The organism is Kribbella lupini (assembly GCF_039529595.1).
Taxonomy (GTDB): domain Bacteria; phylum Actinomycetota; class Actinomycetes; order Propionibacteriales; family Kribbellaceae; genus Kribbella; species Kribbella lupini.
In genome coordinates, this window is record NZ_BAAANC010000003.1 from 878,932 (window position 1) to 892,954 (window position 14,023).

14 protein-coding genes are annotated in these 14,023 nt (G+C 69.7%); 6 read left to right on the forward strand and 8 right to left on the reverse strand.

Annotated features, from left to right (window positions below):
- Nucleotides 1–21 precede the first annotated feature (21 nt).
- From ABD235_RS30305 to ABD235_RS30315, 3 genes are read right to left on the reverse strand one after another with little or no spacing between them, the layout of a single operon-like run.
- Complete coding sequence (locus ABD235_RS30305) at nucleotides 22–825, reverse strand: ABC transporter permease (protein WP_344180353.1); 804 nt, start codon at nucleotides 823–825, stop codon at nucleotides 22–24.
- On the reverse strand, nucleotides 825–1,607 hold the full coding sequence (locus ABD235_RS30310) for an ABC transporter permease (RefSeq protein ID WP_344180355.1): 783 nt from the start codon (nucleotides 1,605–1,607) through the stop codon (nucleotides 825–827). The genes ABD235_RS30305 and ABD235_RS30310 overlap by 1 nt, the downstream gene beginning before the upstream one ends.
- Nucleotides 1,607–2,554 (reverse strand): ABC transporter ATP-binding protein, encoded by a 948-nt coding sequence (locus ABD235_RS30315; RefSeq protein WP_344180357.1) that lies wholly within the window; start codon nucleotides 2,552–2,554, stop codon nucleotides 1,607–1,609. Before ABD235_RS30315 ends, ABD235_RS30310 begins: the two co-directional genes overlap by 1 nt.
- Nucleotides 2,555–2,687: 133 nt before the next feature.
- On the opposite strand from ABD235_RS30315, the gene ABD235_RS30320 reads away from it, so the two are divergent.
- Entirely contained in the window at nucleotides 2,688–3,287 is a 600-nt protein-coding gene (locus ABD235_RS30320; RefSeq protein WP_344180359.1) for a choice-of-anchor C family protein, read from the forward strand.
- Between the two features lie 19 nt (nucleotides 3,288–3,306).
- Here the strand turns inward: ABD235_RS30320 and ABD235_RS30325 are convergent, their stop codons facing one another.
- Complete coding sequence (locus tag ABD235_RS30325) at nucleotides 3,307–4,065, reverse strand: SDR family oxidoreductase (protein ID WP_344180361.1); 759 nt, start codon at nucleotides 4,063–4,065, stop codon at nucleotides 3,307–3,309.
- Between the two features lie 118 nt (nucleotides 4,066–4,183).
- On the opposite strand from ABD235_RS30325, the gene ABD235_RS30330 reads away from it, so the two are divergent.
- From ABD235_RS30330 to ABD235_RS30340, 3 genes are all read left to right on the forward strand, one after another.
- Nucleotides 4,184–4,714: a MarR family winged helix-turn-helix transcriptional regulator gene (locus ABD235_RS30330; RefSeq protein WP_344180363.1), complete on the forward strand. Its 531-nt coding sequence runs from the start codon at nucleotides 4,184–4,186 to the stop codon at nucleotides 4,712–4,714.
- A complete protein-coding gene (locus ABD235_RS30335; RefSeq protein ID WP_344180365.1) occupies nucleotides 4,711–6,321 on the forward strand; it encodes an MDR family MFS transporter in 1,611 nt (536 codons plus the stop codon). The genes ABD235_RS30330 and ABD235_RS30335 overlap by 4 nt, the downstream gene beginning before the upstream one ends.
- A gap of 289 nt (nucleotides 6,322–6,610) precedes the next feature.
- Nucleotides 6,611–6,967 carry a hypothetical protein gene (locus ABD235_RS30340; RefSeq protein ID WP_344180367.1) on the forward strand — a complete coding sequence of 119 codons (357 nt, stop codon included), beginning with the start codon at nucleotides 6,611–6,613 and terminating at the stop codon, nucleotides 6,965–6,967.
- A gap of 363 nt (nucleotides 6,968–7,330) precedes the next feature.
- On the opposite strand, the gene ABD235_RS30345 is transcribed toward ABD235_RS30340, so the two are convergent.
- From ABD235_RS30345 to ABD235_RS30355, 3 genes are all read right to left on the reverse strand, one after another.
- Nucleotides 7,331–8,608, reverse strand: coding sequence for an AI-2E family transporter (locus ABD235_RS30345; protein ID WP_344180369.1), 1,278 nt, complete (start codon nucleotides 8,606–8,608; stop codon nucleotides 7,331–7,333).
- Nucleotides 8,609–8,710: 102 nt separating this feature from the next.
- On the reverse strand, nucleotides 8,711–10,069 hold the full coding sequence (locus ABD235_RS30350) for a glutamate mutase L (protein WP_344180371.1): 1,359 nt from the start codon (nucleotides 10,067–10,069) through the stop codon (nucleotides 8,711–8,713).
- A gap of 239 nt (nucleotides 10,070–10,308) precedes the next feature.
- A complete protein-coding gene (locus ABD235_RS30355) occupies nucleotides 10,309–11,463 on the reverse strand; it encodes a cystathionine gamma-synthase (RefSeq protein ID WP_344180373.1) in 1,155 nt (384 codons plus the stop codon).
- A 183-nt stretch (nucleotides 11,464–11,646) separates the two neighbouring features.
- Here ABD235_RS30355 and ABD235_RS30360 point away from each other — a divergent pair, with 183 nt between their 5' ends.
- Nucleotides 11,647–12,228, forward strand: a complete 582-nt coding sequence (locus ABD235_RS30360; protein WP_344180375.1) for a hypothetical protein — start codon at nucleotides 11,647–11,649, stop codon at nucleotides 12,226–12,228.
- A gap of 8 nt (nucleotides 12,229–12,236) precedes the next feature.
- Nucleotides 12,237–13,313: a hypothetical protein gene (locus tag ABD235_RS30365; RefSeq protein WP_344180377.1), complete on the forward strand. Its 1,077-nt coding sequence runs from the start codon at nucleotides 12,237–12,239 to the stop codon at nucleotides 13,311–13,313.
- Nucleotides 13,314–13,380: 67 nt separating this feature from the next.
- Here ABD235_RS30365 and ABD235_RS30370 read toward each other — a convergent pair whose 3' ends face one another.
- Entirely contained in the window at nucleotides 13,381–13,962 is a 582-nt protein-coding gene (locus ABD235_RS30370) for a TetR/AcrR family transcriptional regulator (protein ID WP_344180379.1), read from the reverse strand.
- Nucleotides 13,963–14,023: the final 61 nt, after the last annotated feature.

Genomic DNA, 14,023 nt, shown 5'->3' on the forward strand with positions numbered 1-14,023 from the left:
CCTTGGCCGGGAGGACAACTCTTACTCGAGCAGCAGCTTGCCCAGCCTTCGCGAGGCGACGTACATGCCGGCGGTGCCCATCGCGATCAGGTACAGCGCGTTGAGCAGCAGGCTCCAGCTGACCGTGCCGGTGGTGAGGGCTCGTTCGAGGGCGACGCCCTGGTAGAGCGGGGTGATCTCGACCAGCCAGCGGATCGCGCCGGGGTAGGTCTCGATCGGGTAGAAGGTGGCCGAGAACAGGAACATCGGCATCGTGGCCAGCTGGACGAACTCGAAGTCCTGCCAGCTGCGCATGAACGTCGTCATCGCCATCCCAGCGCCGGCGAACGCGTACCCGATCAGGACCGAGGCCGGCAGCGCGAGCAGCGCCCACCACGACTCGATCAGGCCCATCGCCAGCATCACCACGATGAACGCCGCCGAGTAGCAGGCGCCGCGGAGCAGCGCCCACGTCACCTCGCCCGTGGCGACGTCCCACGGCCGCAGCGGTGTCGCCAGCATCGAGTCGTACAGGCGCGCGTACTTCATCCGGAAGAAGATGTTGTACGTCGAGTCGAAGATCGCGCCGTTCATCGCCGAGCTGGCCAGCATGGCCGGCGCCACGAACGCGGCGTACCCGATCTTCGTGCCGTCGGCCAGCGTGAAGTCGCCGACCAGTTGGGCGACGCCGACGCCGATCGACAGCAGGTAGAAGACCGGCTCGAAGAAGCCGGACACGAAGACGATCCAGGACCGCCGGTAGACCAGGAAGTTGCGCTCGACCAGGTGCCGGCCGTTGCCGAAGCGGACCGGCAGCGGCACCACGCGCGCGGTGAGAGTGGCCATCAGCTGATCAACCTCCGGGTCAGGCCGCGGACCGCGAACCACGTCCCGACGACGAACCAGGCCGCCAGGTAGGCCAAGTTGCCGAGGGCGGCGAGCGGGTCGACCGTGCCCAGGCTCAGGTCACGGGACAGCTCGACGCCGTGCCACAGCGGGCTCAGGTAGGCCAGCCACTCGATCCAGTCGGGCAGCTGCGAGACCGGGAAGAACGCGCCCGAGAACAGGAACGCCGGGACTACGCCGAAGCGGAAGATCATCGAGAAGCCCGAGTCGTTCTCCAGCCGGGTCGCGACCGCGCAGACCGGCGCGGACGCGGCCATCCCGACCAGCAGCGCAACCGGCAGGCCGAACAGTCCCCACGGCGTGGCCAGCCCGCCGAACAGCGCGATCACCACCAGGAACACCGTGCACGTGGTCAGCACCCGGAACGCGACGAACGCGAGCTGCCCGTACATCACGTCGGCCGGCCGCAGCGGCGTGGCGATCATCGAGAAGTAGAACTTCTGCCACTTGATCCCGCCCATCACCGGGTACGTCGACTCGCCGACCGCGATCTGCAGCGCGGTCGCGGCGAGCAGGCCGGGCGCGATGAACTGCAGGTAGCTGATCCCACCGAGCGCGCCGCTGCCGTTGTCGTCGACGAACGAGCCGAGGCCGATGCCCATCGCGGCCAGGTAGAGCAGCGGCAGCAGGAAGCTGCTGACCAGGCTGCCCTTCCAGGTGCGCTTGTAGACCGTCGCCCAGTAGTCGAACTGGCGGCGGCCGTTCTCCAGGACGACGCTCATCAGTCCACCAGCGTCCGGCCGGTCAGTCGCAGGAACACGTCCTCGAGCGTCGACCGCCGGACCAGTACGGCGGCCGGCTGCAAGCCGCGCTCGTGCACCGCGGCGACCGCGCGCTCACCGTCGTCGGTGTAGAGCAGCAGCCGGTCGGGCAGCACCTCGATCCGCTGCGCCAGGTCTTCGACCTTGCCGGCCAGCGCGTCGTGGTCGGACGACATCACCTCGGGCCCGAACCGCAGCTCGGTCACCTCGCGCGTCGAGTAGTCCCGGATCAGCTCGTACGGCGAACCTTCGGCCGCGATCAGTCCGGCGTCCATCACCACCAGCCGGTCGCAGAGCTGCTCGGCCTCGTCCATGTAGTGGGTCGTGATGATCAGCGTGACGCCAGCCTGCTTGAGGCGGAACAGCTTGTCCCACAACAGATGCCGGGCCTGGGGATCCAGCCCGGTCGTCGGCTCGTCGAGCAGCAGCAGGTCGGGCTTGCTGACCAGGGACCGGGCGATCGTCAGCCGCCGCTTCATCCCACCGGACAGCTCGTCGACCTTCACCTTCGCCTTGTCCGTCAGCGCGACGAACTCGAGCAGCTCGTCCGCGCGCTCGCGGCAGTCGGCCCTGCTCAGTCCGAAGTACCGGCCGTAGACGGTCAGGTTCTCGTGCACTGACAGCTCGGTGTCGAGCGTGTCGTCTTGCGGACACACTCCCAGCCGCGCCCGGATGGCCGGCCCGTCGGTCGCCGGGTCCATCCCCAGGATCCGCAGCTCCCCGCCGCTGACCGGCGAGACCGCCCCGATCATCCGCATCGTCGAGGACTTGCCCGCGCCGTTCGGCCCGAGGAACCCGAACGCCTCGCCCTTGACGACGTCCAGGTCGATCCCGCGCACGGCCTCGAACGCGCCGTACGCCTTCGTCAGCCCACGCGCCCGGACCAGTGACTCCCGCTGCTCACTCACCTGCCCGACCCTAGACGCCCGCACCGACAAAGTTCTTGTCGATTTGCCCCACGCCGCCAGACCGCGCCGACTCCGGAGTGTGACCGTAGGCTGACTGAGAGGACCCGTCCGTCCTTCTGCCTGGGGAGGCCCCGTGAAGTTCCGCCGTACGACGCTTCTGCTTGCCCTGTCCACCGCTCTCGTCGCCCTGACCGGCTCGCCGGCTTCGGCCGCACCGATCCTGTCCAGCGGGTTCGAGAACCCGCAGCTCACCGTGGAGTTCCGCAGCTACAGCACCGGTCAGCAGTTCGACGGCTGGACGGTGACCTCCGGCGCGGTCGACCTGACCACCGACTGGCAGGACGCCGAGGGCCGGCAGTCCCTCGACCTCAACAGCTCGAGCCCGGGGGCGATCGCACGGACGTTCCCGACGCAGCTGCTGACGACGTACAAGGTGACGTTCGCTCTGGCCGGCAACTCCGAGGGGCCGCCGGCGGTGAAGAGCGGCCGGGCGACGGTCAACGGTCAGGAGGTCGACACCTTCACCTTCGACGTCACCGGGAAGTCGAACGCGAACATGGGCTGGGTGTACCGCACCTTCTACTTCACCAACCTGCTGAACGGCTCGGCGGTCCTGGAGTTCGCCGGCACCTCTGCGCAGGCCTGGGGTGCGGTCATCGACGACGTGCATGTCGAGAGCTGCCTGCTGATCCTCTGCCCGGCCTCGGCCTCGCAGGTCAACCGCATCAGCTGAGGGTCGCGCCGTACGCCGGTCAGCCGCGGCCGGCGTACGGCATGCCCGCAGCCATCACCGTCAACGTCGGTACGGCGACCGACGTCGGCAGCAGCGCGACCCGGGCGACGAAGTCGGCGACGATCCTGGGGTCGAAGGTCGGCTCGATCGCGGTACTGCCGTCGGGCTGCAGCGCGCCTTGCTCCATCCGTTCGGTCATCGCGGTCGCGGCGTTGCCGATGTCGATCTGGCCGGCGGTGATGTGGTGCCGCCGGCCTTCGAGCTCGAGGCCCTTGGTCAGCCCGGTGATCGCGTGCTTGGAGGCCGTGTAGGCGATCGCGTGCGGCCGCGGGACGTGGGCCGAGATCGAACCGTTGTTGATGATCCGGCCGCCCTTCGGGTCCTGGCGCAGCATCAGGGCGAACGCCGCCTGGGCGCACAGGAACGAGCCGGTCAGGTTCGTGTCGACGACCGCGCGCCAGTCGTCCTCGCCGACCTCCTCGATCGGCGCGGCCGGCATCCCGGTGCCCGCGTTGTTCACCAGCACGTCGATCCGGGACAGGCTCGCGAAGAAGTCGCGGACCGCGGCGCCGTCGGTCACGTCCAGCACCGCCGTACGGACCTCACCCACGCCGGCGGCCCCGACGGCGTCGATCTCCTCGGCGGCGGCCGCGGTCTCCCGCAGCTTCGCCTCGGTCCGCCCGGTCACCGTCACCTGGAACCCGGCCGCCGCGAGCGCCAGCGCCATCTCGCGCCCGAGCCCGGACCCGCCCCCGGTGACCACCGCGATCTTCTGCATCCCAGCTCCTGACGCTCTGTGTGACCACCAGACTACGGCCCGTTAATGGTTGGCCAATCACAGAACATCCTAGGAAACTCATTTGCATGTATCACGCACGTATGTATATGCTTGCACCATGCATGTAAATGACGGGTACGCCCCGCAGACCCCGATCGAGGGAGTTCTGCACGCGTTCACCCGGATCGGGCGGCGGCTGAAGGCCAAGCAGCCCGGGGACTCGCTCGACCAGAGCGCCCACCTGGTGCTCTTCGTCCTGCGGTGCAACGGCGCGCTGCGGCTGTCCGACCTGGCGAACAAGATGGAGATCGACGCCTCCACCGCCAGCCGGCACGTCCGGTCGCTGGAGCAGGCCGGTCTCGTCCAGCGCTCGGTCGACCCCGACGACGGCCGCGCCTTCCGGGTCGAGCTGACCGGGCAGGGCACGGCGGAGTGGGAAGAGAACGCCCGCCGCCGGATGGCCTTGCTCACCCAGGCCATGGAGGGCTGGTCCGAGCAGGACATCAAGACTTTCGAGCAGTTGATGACGCGGTTCGCCGACGGCGTCGCGAACCTCACCGACGCACGCGACGACAAGGCCTGGGCCGACAAGGGCTGGGCCGCCGCCGCGCGACTGACCACCGAAGAGAACGTGGAGAGCACCAGATGAGCACCACCGAGCCCGCCGTCAGCGGCGGCGCGCCGCCTGATCCGAACACCCCGAGCTACCTGTCCCACAAGCAGATCCTGGTCGTGCTCGGCGGCCTGATGGCCGGCATGTTCCTGGCCGCGCTCGACCAGAGCATCGTCGGGACCGCGCTGCCGCAGATCGTCTCCGAGTTCAACAGCCTGGACAAGCTGTCCTGGGTGGTCACCGCCTACCTGCTGACCTCGACCGCCTCCACCCCGCTGTGGGGCAAGATCTCCGACCTGTACGGCCGCCGCCCGCTGTTCATCGCGGCGATCGTCACCTTCCTGGCCGGCTCCGTGCTGGCCGCCCTGGCGCAGAACATCGAGATGCTGATCGGCTTCCGGGCCGTCCAGGGCCTCGGCGCCGGTGGTCTGATGTCGCTGGCCTTCGCCACCATCGGTGACGTGATCCCGCCGCGCGAGCGCGGCAAGTACATGGGGTACTTCGGCGCCGTCTTCGGCCTCTCCTCGGTGGCCGGCCCGCTGCTCGGCGGCCTGCTCACCGACGGTCCCGGCTGGCGCTGGATCTTCTGGATCAACCTGCCGATCGGGCTCGTTGCCCTGGGCATCGTCGCCGCCGTGCTGAAGCTGCCGCACGTGAAGCGGTCGCACAAGATCGACTACCTCGGCGCGGCCGTGGTCACCGCCGCGGTCACCACCCTGCTGCTGGCCGTCTCCTGGAGCGGTCCGGACAACGGCTGGGGCTCGGCCACCACGGTCGGCCTGCTGGTCGCGGCCGTCGTCCTCGCCGTCGCCTTCGTCTTCGTCGAGCTGCGGGTCTCCGAGCCGATCATCCCGATGGACCTGTTCAAGGGCCGGATCTTCTCCGGGTACGCCGGGTTCGCGTTCCTGCTCGGTTTCGCGATGTTCGGCGCGCTGATCTTCCTGCCGCTGTACCTGCAGGCGGTCAAGGACCTGTCCCCGACCCGTTCCGGGCTGGCTCTGCTGCCGATGATCGTCGGCATCTTCAGCGCCTCGATCCCGAGCGGTCAGCTGATGAGCAAGACCGGTCGCTACAAGATCTACCCGATCATCTCGGCGGTCCTGGTCGGCGGCGCGATGGTGCTGCTGTCGACGCTGAGCATGAGCACGCCGTACTGGCAGCTGGCGATCTACATGTTCGTGATGGGCTCCGGACTGGGCCTGTCGATGCAGATCACCGTCACCGCGGCGCAGAACAGCGTGCCCCGGCAGCACATGGGCACCGCGACCTCGACGATGACGTTCTTCCGCTCGATGGGTGGCGCGATCGGCACCGCCGTGTACGGCGCGGTGCTGACCAGCCGGCTCACCGACCACCTGGGCGACATCGTTCCGAACACCGCGCAGAACATGGTCGGCATGCTGGCCAAGGCGGCCAACAGCGTCCAGGCCCTGCACGCGCTGAAGGAGCCGATGAAGGGCTGGGCCCTGCAAGGCCTGGTCGAGGCGATGGGCGACGTGTTCCTGGTCTCCCTGCCGTTCCTGGCGATCGCCCTGGTGATCGCGATCATCACCCCGGAGCAGCGCCTGGCCGGCCGCGACGACGCCCCGAAGGACGGCGAGGAGCCGAACCTCGAGGCCTCCGCAGCCGCCGCCATGCACTGACCCAGCACCACTCGGCAGCCGCCCCCGGGTTTCCCGGGGGCGGCTGTTTGCGTACCAGGCGCTGAGTCGCCTCCCCCGGCGGCGGCTGCCTGCATACCGGCGCCTCTTCGCCGGCCAACTCCGCGCGGGAAGCCGGCTCCCCGAGCCGGTTTCCTCCGATACAGCGCGACGCCGCAGCTGATCGCCCGCATCCGCCAGTCGGCGCGCGAGTGGGCCGAGCAGCTCGACCACGCAACGAGTGCAGGCCGAGAACCCGCGAGCTGATCCGGTCGTCGGGGACAATGGGCGGATGGACGAGCCGCCCCGCACCCAGCCCGGAGATCTGCACGCGACGCGGATTCCGTACGTCGTTCCGGAGTCCCTCGACCAGCTCACCGGTCCGCGCAGCGGGGTGGTCGAGCTGCCGGCCCCGATCGACTGGAGCCCGAAGGCCGGCTACGACCTCGGCGATCCCGACGACCGGATCCTGCTCTACACAACGGTGATCAGCGAGGCAGCGACGATCGACGACCTGGCCCGGTTCCTGAACAAGGACCTGCTGATCGAGCTCTGGCCGCAGCTGCGCCTGCCCCGGTACTGCGTCCGCCGGTGGCACACGACGTTCCCGGAACTGGCGGCGATCGGCGCCGGCGGAGTGTGGCAGTGATGGATCCCGACCACGAGCAGGTGGCCCGGATCGGGTTGGCTGCGGTGCTAGACCAGGGCTACGCGCTGGCCGGCAGGCACGCGCTCGCGATGCGAGGCGGCCGGGACGTCTGACCGGGCGGACGCCCAGGCCGGGGTCGACGTCCCGGCGATCATCCAGGCATCGCCGTACTACGCGGGCGACCCGAAGCAGGTACCTCGCGGACGCAACCACAGGCGCCTGCCCGGCGGATGCGCCCACAGGCACCTCGCGGACGCAACCACAGGCGCCTGCCCGGCGGACGCACCCGCAGGTATCGCGCTGACGCGACCGGAGGTACGTCGCCCCAACGGGCTCGGGGCGACAGCTCCTCCCGCCGTACTCTCAGCTGTCCGTGACCCGGGCTTCTGCCGGTGGGCGGCGACGTGGGGGTCTGCGCGGGATCGGGCGCGGCGGCTCGGGGTCGACGTCGTTGCCGGCCAGGTGGTTGACGATCGTGTTGAGCACCGCCGCCGTCGGCACCGCGATCAGTGCGCCGACGATTCCCGCGACGATCACTCCCGTCGCGATCGACAGGATCACCGCCAGCGGATGCACGCTCACCGCCCGCCCGAGCAGGAACGGCTGCAGCACGTGCGCCTCCAGCTGCTGTACGCCGATCACGACCGCGAGCATGATCACCGCCACGATGGGGCCCTTGGCAACGAGTGCGACCAGGACGGCGACGCAGCCGGACACCAGCGCGCCGACCACCGGCACGAATGCGCCGACGAACACCAGGATGCCGATCGCGCTGACCAGCGGCAGCCCGAGGATCGCGGCGCCGAGCGCGATCCCGATCGCGTCCACCGCGGCGACGATGATCGTGGCCCGGACGAACGCGGTCAGCGAGACCCACGCCTTGCGCCCGGACGAGTCGGCCTTTTCGCGCGCCTGCAGGGGGAACAGCCGGACCAGCCAGGCCCAGATCTGCTCGCCCTGGTACAGGAAGAAGAACAGGCAGAACAACGCGATGAACAGCCCCGCGACGACGTGCGTCGCGGTGGTCCCGACCTCGGCCGCCCGCTGCCCGAGCGCGCCGCCGGACATGACGGTGTCGCGCAGCCGGTTCAGCGCGTCGGTGATGTCGGCGTCGGTGACGTTCAGGTTGATCCGGGCCAGGTCGCGCAGCTTCTGCACACCTTCGCCGACCTGGGTCGACAGGTTCTCGAACTGGGTCGCGATCTGCGTCCCGACCAGCGTGAGCAGCCCGGCCACCAGCACGATCGTGCACACGACGGTGATCCCGGCCGCCGGCCCGCGCGCGAGCTTCAGCTTCTGCAGCCCGTTCGTCACCGGGATGAGCAGCGCGGTGAGCAGGATGCCGACGGTCACCGGTACGACGACCTCGGACAGGTACCGCATCGCGTACGCGATCACCAGCACGGCCGCCACGACCACCAGGAACCGCCAGGCCCAGGCGCTCGCGATCTGCATGCCCGGCGTGACGCCGAGGTCGACCGGCCCGCGGCTCGACGCGACAACCAAGTGGTCACCTGGATCCGGTACGACAGTGTCGCTGGTCTCGTCGGCAACCGCGTTGTCGGCGACCGGACTCGGCTCGTCCCACCCGACGTCCGGTACGTCGGACCGCTCCTGCTCCGGCTTGTCCGGATCGCTCATGGCACCTCCCCAGGCTTGTTGCTGACCCTAGTGCCCGGTCCCGACCGATCCATGTAGATCCACGCCTGTACGGCGCGCTGCCTCCGGCGCCTGTACGGCGTGCTAGTCCTCGGCGCCCACGCGGCGCGCGAGTCCTTCGGCCGCCACCGGGTCCACCTCCGCCAGCAGGCCCACTCCCGCCAGTACGTAGTCCTTGTCGACACAGGTCCGAGCTGAGGTCGGCACCAGCCAGCCCTCCTCCTGCGCTCCAGCACCCACCGCACCAAGGATCCGCTCGGCCACCTCAGCCCCGTTGTGCCGCAGCACTCCGCCGGACCCAACCAGCAGATCCACCTCGCGCAGATCCTTCCCCGACCGCTCGATCACCCGCCCGCCAGGCCCGAACACCACCCGCTGACGCCCCGCGTGCCGCCTCAGCGCAACTGTCGCCGCCACGCTCGCCAGCACCTCGTCGTACGCCGCCTCCGCCGGTGAGTCCGGCAGGTACGCAGGATCGTCATGCCTCCGCCGAGCGGCTTCTCGCAGCTCCGCTCGCTCGTCGACCAACCCGGCTTCGACCCCCGCGGCCACCACCGGCACCGCGCTCCACCGCATCCCCAGATCCCCCTCGACCGTCCGCGTCACCGGGTGCGTGGCGACGACCTCGCGGCCCAGGTTCGCGTCCTCCGGGTCGAGCTCGATCACCGAGTGCACGTCGGTCGTCGCGCCGCCGATGTCCACCACCGCAACGTCCCCGTGCAGCCCGGCGAGCACCTCGACACCCCGCAGTACGACGTCCGGCGTCGCCGCGCGAACCATCCGCGCGAACGCCGGGTCCTTCGACAAGTTCTTCCCACCGATCACGTGCGCCAGGAACATTTCCCGGATCGCCGCGCGCGCCGAGTCCGGCGCGAACACCCCGATCTCAGGCACCACGTTGTCCGCGAGCACCGACGGCACTCCCCCACCGGCCAGCAGCCCGGCAACCTCGTCCCGCGCCTCGATGTTGCCCGCAGCAACCACAGGCTTCCGCCACTTGTACTTCGCCAGTACGCCGGCCGCGCCGGTCAGGACGGCGGAGTTCCCACCGTCGGTCCCACCCAGCAGCAGTACGACGTCCGGCTTCTCCGCCCGCAACGCCTTCACCGAACCGGCCGTCAGTCCTCCACTGACCACCGCCACAACCCGCCCACCACTGGACAACGCAACCCGCCGCCCAGCCTCGGCAGTCACCAGCTCTTCATTCCCCACCACCGCGACCCGCAGCCCCCCACCCGCGGAGGAACAAGCCAAAACCTCAGCCCGCTCCACCCCACGGTCGGCGGCAAGCAGTTGCTCCCGACAAGCAAACCACCCGTCGAGCACATCGGTCCCGATCGTCGTCCGATGCTCAGCCCGAGCCACCAGCTCCCCCGACCCCGAGTCCACCGCAATCGCCTTCGTGAACGTAGACCCGAAGTCCACCGCCACCAGCAACGCCATCCCTACCGCCCCATCCACATTCCAGCGCGGCCAGAACCCAGCGCCACCCCATGCACTTCCCGCCGCCGCAACCTCAGCCCCACAACCTCACCGGCCGCATCACCGCCGACCTCATCCCACGCCACTAGAACCGAAGCGCGGTGTGACTCGGTGCCGAAAGCAACGAATCACACCGCACACGAGACGTCACGCCGAAACATGAGCGCCGAAGGCAACCAGTCACCCAGCCGGGCGGTCTGTCACGCCATCGCGCGGTCGAGGTCCTGCAGCAGATCGTCGATGGTCTCGATGCCGACGCTCAGCCGGATCAGATCCGCCGGAACCTCCAGCGGCGTACCAGCGACCGACGCATGCGTCATCTTCCCCGGGTGCTCGATCAGCGACTCGACACCACCCAGGGACTCGCCCAGCGTGAACACCTCGGCCTTGTTGCAGATGTCGAGCGCGTGCTGCTCGCCACCGCTCACCCGGAACGACACGATCCCGCCGTACCGCTTCATCTGCTTGGCGGCCGTCTCGTGGCCGGGGTGACCCTCGACACCCGGGTACAGCACCGACGTCACCGCGGAGTGCCGCTGCAGGAACTCGACGACCTTCTCGGCGTTGTCGCTGTGCCGGTCCATCCGGACGCCCAGCGTCTTGATGCCGCGCAGGACCAGCCAGGCGTCGAACGGTCCGGCGACGGCGCCGATCGCGTTCTGGTGGAAGGCGATCTTGTCGGCCAGCTCCGGGTCGCGGACGATCAGCGCGCCGCCGACCACGTCGGAGTGCCCGCCCATGTACTTGGTGGTCGAGTGCACGACCACGTCGGCGCCGAGCTCCAGCGGCTGCTGCAGGTACGGCGAGGCGAAGGTGTTGTCGACGACCAGCAGCGCGCCGGCGTCGTGCGCGATCTGCGCGACGATCGCGATGTCGGCGACGTTCAACAGCGGGTTGGTCGGGGTCTCGAGCCAGACGACCTTGGTCTTGCCCGGGCGGATCGCGGCGCGGATCGCCTCCGGGTGGGTGACCGCGGCCGGCGTCATCTCGACGCCCCAGTTGCCGAGCACCTTGGAGAACAGCCGGAACGTGCCGCCGTACGCGTCGTCGGGGAAGACCACGTGGTCACCGGGGACGCACAGCGACCGGATCAGCGTGTCCTCCGCGGCCAGCCCGCTGGCGAACGCGAACCCGCGCTTGCCGCCCTCGATCGCGGCCAGACACTCCTCGAGCGCGGTCCGGGTCGGGTTCGCCGACCGGGAGTACTCGTAGCCGTTGCGCAGCCCGCCGACGCCGTCCTGCTTGTAGGTGCTCGTCGCATAGATCGGCGGCACCACCGAGCCGGTGGTCGGGTCAGGCTCATTGCCGGCGTGAATAGCAAGCGTCTCGAAGCCGTACTGGTCGTTGATCTCCACCGAACCAGCGTACGGCCTGGTCCCATCCGTTCCCGAATCGTGCCCTGGGTGCTGTGGACAACTGTCGCCCGGAGTGCCCGGTCCGGTACTGCACCAACCTGCAGGTGGAGCCTGTGGACAACAAGCTGGCCGTGACCCTCGATCGGACCTAAATTTGCTCGGGTTGAGTGAAAGGGATGCGGGATGAAGACGCAGGACAGGCCGCTGGACGAGGACGACCTGGCGATGGCCGACCTCGCCGAGGTTCGGGACTGGACCGCTGTGGCCGGGCCGGACAGCGACGCGACCGGTCCCGCCGTGGTGACCGCGCTGGTCAACCGCGTGATGGCGGCGACCGGCTGGACCCCGTGGGACCTGGAGCCGGGCGAGACGATCGACGAGGCGTCGGCGTCCTGGGGCTTCACCACCGGGCGCGGTACGACGATGGTCGTGTTCGACGGGCTGGTGTTCTCCGACTGCCGCAACTCGGGCTGGTCGGCGTACCAGATCGGTCCGGACGACATCGCCGACGCGGAGGCCGGGCTCGACGAGCACTGGCCCGCGCACCTCGCCCTGGCCCGCAAGCACTGGGGTGAACCGGACTACGTCGGCGACGAGACCAGCCCCGACTTCCTCGACGAGTGGGCGCCGGGCGCGGGGGCCGACCGCCGGCACCTGGCCGTCTGGCTCCGGCCGGGCGCGCAGCTCCACCTGTTCAGCAACAAGCCGACCAAGGACCCGCTGACTCCGGCGGTGGGCGTCAACTACGCGGTCTACATCGACTAGGAGATCCGATGAGCACACCGAACGAGGGACCGGAAACCGCCGGACGCCCGCAAAGCCTGTCCCAGGACTCTCTCCAGGCGCTCAGCAGTCTGACCCCTGCTCAGCAGGAGGCCATGAACCACGTGGTGAACGCCGTCAAGACGGTCGCCCCGATGATCAACGCCGTCGCCCGCGGCATCCAGGTGATCCGGCAGACGATGGCCCGCCTGAGCCAGCGCGCGGTGCAGTTGGCGAGTAGCGCCAGGTCGATGGGGCAGGCCGCGGTCGGCAGCGTGCGCCAGACCGCGACCAACACGCGTGAGGCCACGTCCAACCGGGCGTCCGAGCTGAGCCAGCAGGCGAGCGACGCGGTCGGTCGTGCGCGTGACGGCGCGGTCAACGCCCGCGACTGGACGGTCGACCAGGCGGTCGGCCTGACCCAGCGCGCCGCCGAAGGCCTGAATGCCGCCGGCCGCGGCGCCGCCAATGCGGGCCGCGCGGTCGCCGACGCCGGTCGTACGGCGGTCGCCGCCGGCCAGGACCTCGCAGGCCGCGCAGCTGCGGCAGGCCGTCAGGGCCTTGCAGCCGGCCAGTCCGCTGCCGGCCAGGCCGTCGCCGCAGGTCAGGCCGCGGCCGGTCGGGCGGGTCGTTGGTTCAACCAGCAGATCAGCCGGGGCGCGGCCAAGGCCAGCGCAACCTTCGCCGGGATCGCCGACCGCCGCAACAACGGGCTGACCTCCCCGGACCAGAAGCTCCAGAAGCGCGACGTACTGCTCGCCCAGAAGGCCGCCGAGCTCTTCACCTCCCCGGACAACCAGCGCGCCGCCAAGGCCGCGGAACTCGCCGCGTTCATCCAGAACGCGTACGGCACCGACCAGAAGGTCAGCCTCGAGAAGCCCGGCGGTCCCGAGCAGTCGGTGGACGCGGGCGCCCGCACGACCGCCGCCACCCACGAGATGGCGTGGGTCCTGAAGGGCACCGCCCCTGCCACCGAGATCCACTCCGGCGGCACCCCGGCCGCTCCGGACGCCTCCTCCAACGGCGAGCAGACCGGCCGCCACGCGAAGAAGGAAGGCCCGACCCAGTCCGGCCAGTCCCGCGACTGACCTCAGCAACACCGGAAGCAGCACCGAGAAGCACCGCCGAGGACACCTCGGCGGTGCTTTTCACAGCTCAGGCAGGAACGTTCCGACGCCCGGACAGTACGGCGGTCGCCGCCTCCAGCAGGGTCTGACGGAGCTCGGCGTCACCCAACTGGGCGGGCTCCAGGCCTGACGACAGCACCGCGCCGACCACCTCGACCGCGGCGGCCGCGAGCACGCGGTCCCTCGGCGTCGGATCCGGCCCGGCCAGCCACAGCTGGAAGGCGCGGCTGCGCCCGATCAGGTCGTCGAGGTCGTCCCCGAACGCCGCCAGCACCGCCGCGACGTCGCGCAGTACGGTCGGCCCGGTCCCCCGGTGCTTGATCACCACGTCCAGGTACGCGTTGAGCAGCTCCTGCTCGGACTCCAGCGACCACTCGACGGTCTCGATCCGCAGCAGGACCTGGTGGATGTCGTCGAAGAACGTCCCGATGATCGCCCTCAGCAGGTCCTGCTTCGACGAGTAGTGGTAGTACAGCGACGCCTTGGTGATCCCGACCTGCTCGGCGATCTCGCGCAGGCTGGTCTTCTCGTACCCCTGTCCGCTGAACAGCTCGAGCGCCACCCGGTGGATCTCGCCCTTGGTGTCGCGGGCCCTCGTCTCGTGCTGCATGTCACCACTTTCTCATTTTGCCAGCCTACCGTGCGGCAGGTAGTCTACCTGCCGACCGGCA

What these genes read in the sequence shown, in the direction of transcription:
- ABD235_RS30345 (WP_344180369.1), bottom strand. Translation starts at nt 8,608, where the DNA reads ATGAGCGATCCGGACAAGCCGGAGCAGGAGCGGTCCGACGTACCGGAC.
- ABD235_RS30340 (WP_344180367.1), top strand. Translation starts at nt 6,611, where the DNA reads ATGGACGAGCCGCCCCGCACCCAGCCCGGAGATCTGCACGCGACGCGG.
- ABD235_RS30305 (WP_344180353.1), bottom strand. Translation starts at nt 825, where the DNA reads ATGGCCACTCTCACCGCGCGCGTGGTGCCGCTGCCGGTCCGCTTCGGC.
- ABD235_RS30330 (WP_344180363.1), top strand. Translation starts at nt 4,184, where the DNA reads ATGCATGTAAATGACGGGTACGCCCCGCAGACCCCGATCGAGGGAGTT.
- ABD235_RS30370 (WP_344180379.1), bottom strand. Translation starts at nt 13,962, where the DNA reads ATGCAGCACGAGACGAGGGCCCGCGACACCAAGGGCGAGATCCACCGG.
- ABD235_RS30325 (WP_344180361.1), bottom strand. Translation starts at nt 4,065, where the DNA reads ATGCAGAAGATCGCGGTGGTCACCGGGGGCGGGTCCGGGCTCGGGCGC.
- ABD235_RS30335 (WP_344180365.1), top strand. Translation starts at nt 4,711, where the DNA reads ATGAGCACCACCGAGCCCGCCGTCAGCGGCGGCGCGCCGCCTGATCCG.
- ABD235_RS30310 (WP_344180355.1), bottom strand. Translation starts at nt 1,607, where the DNA reads ATGAGCGTCGTCCTGGAGAACGGCCGCCGCCAGTTCGACTACTGGGCG.
- ABD235_RS30360 (WP_344180375.1), top strand. Translation starts at nt 11,647, where the DNA reads ATGAAGACGCAGGACAGGCCGCTGGACGAGGACGACCTGGCGATGGCC.
- ABD235_RS30365 (WP_344180377.1), top strand. Translation starts at nt 12,237, where the DNA reads ATGAGCACACCGAACGAGGGACCGGAAACCGCCGGACGCCCGCAAAGC.
- ABD235_RS30350 (WP_344180371.1), bottom strand. Translation starts at nt 10,069, where the DNA reads ATGGCGTTGCTGGTGGCGGTGGACTTCGGGTCTACGTTCACGAAGGCG.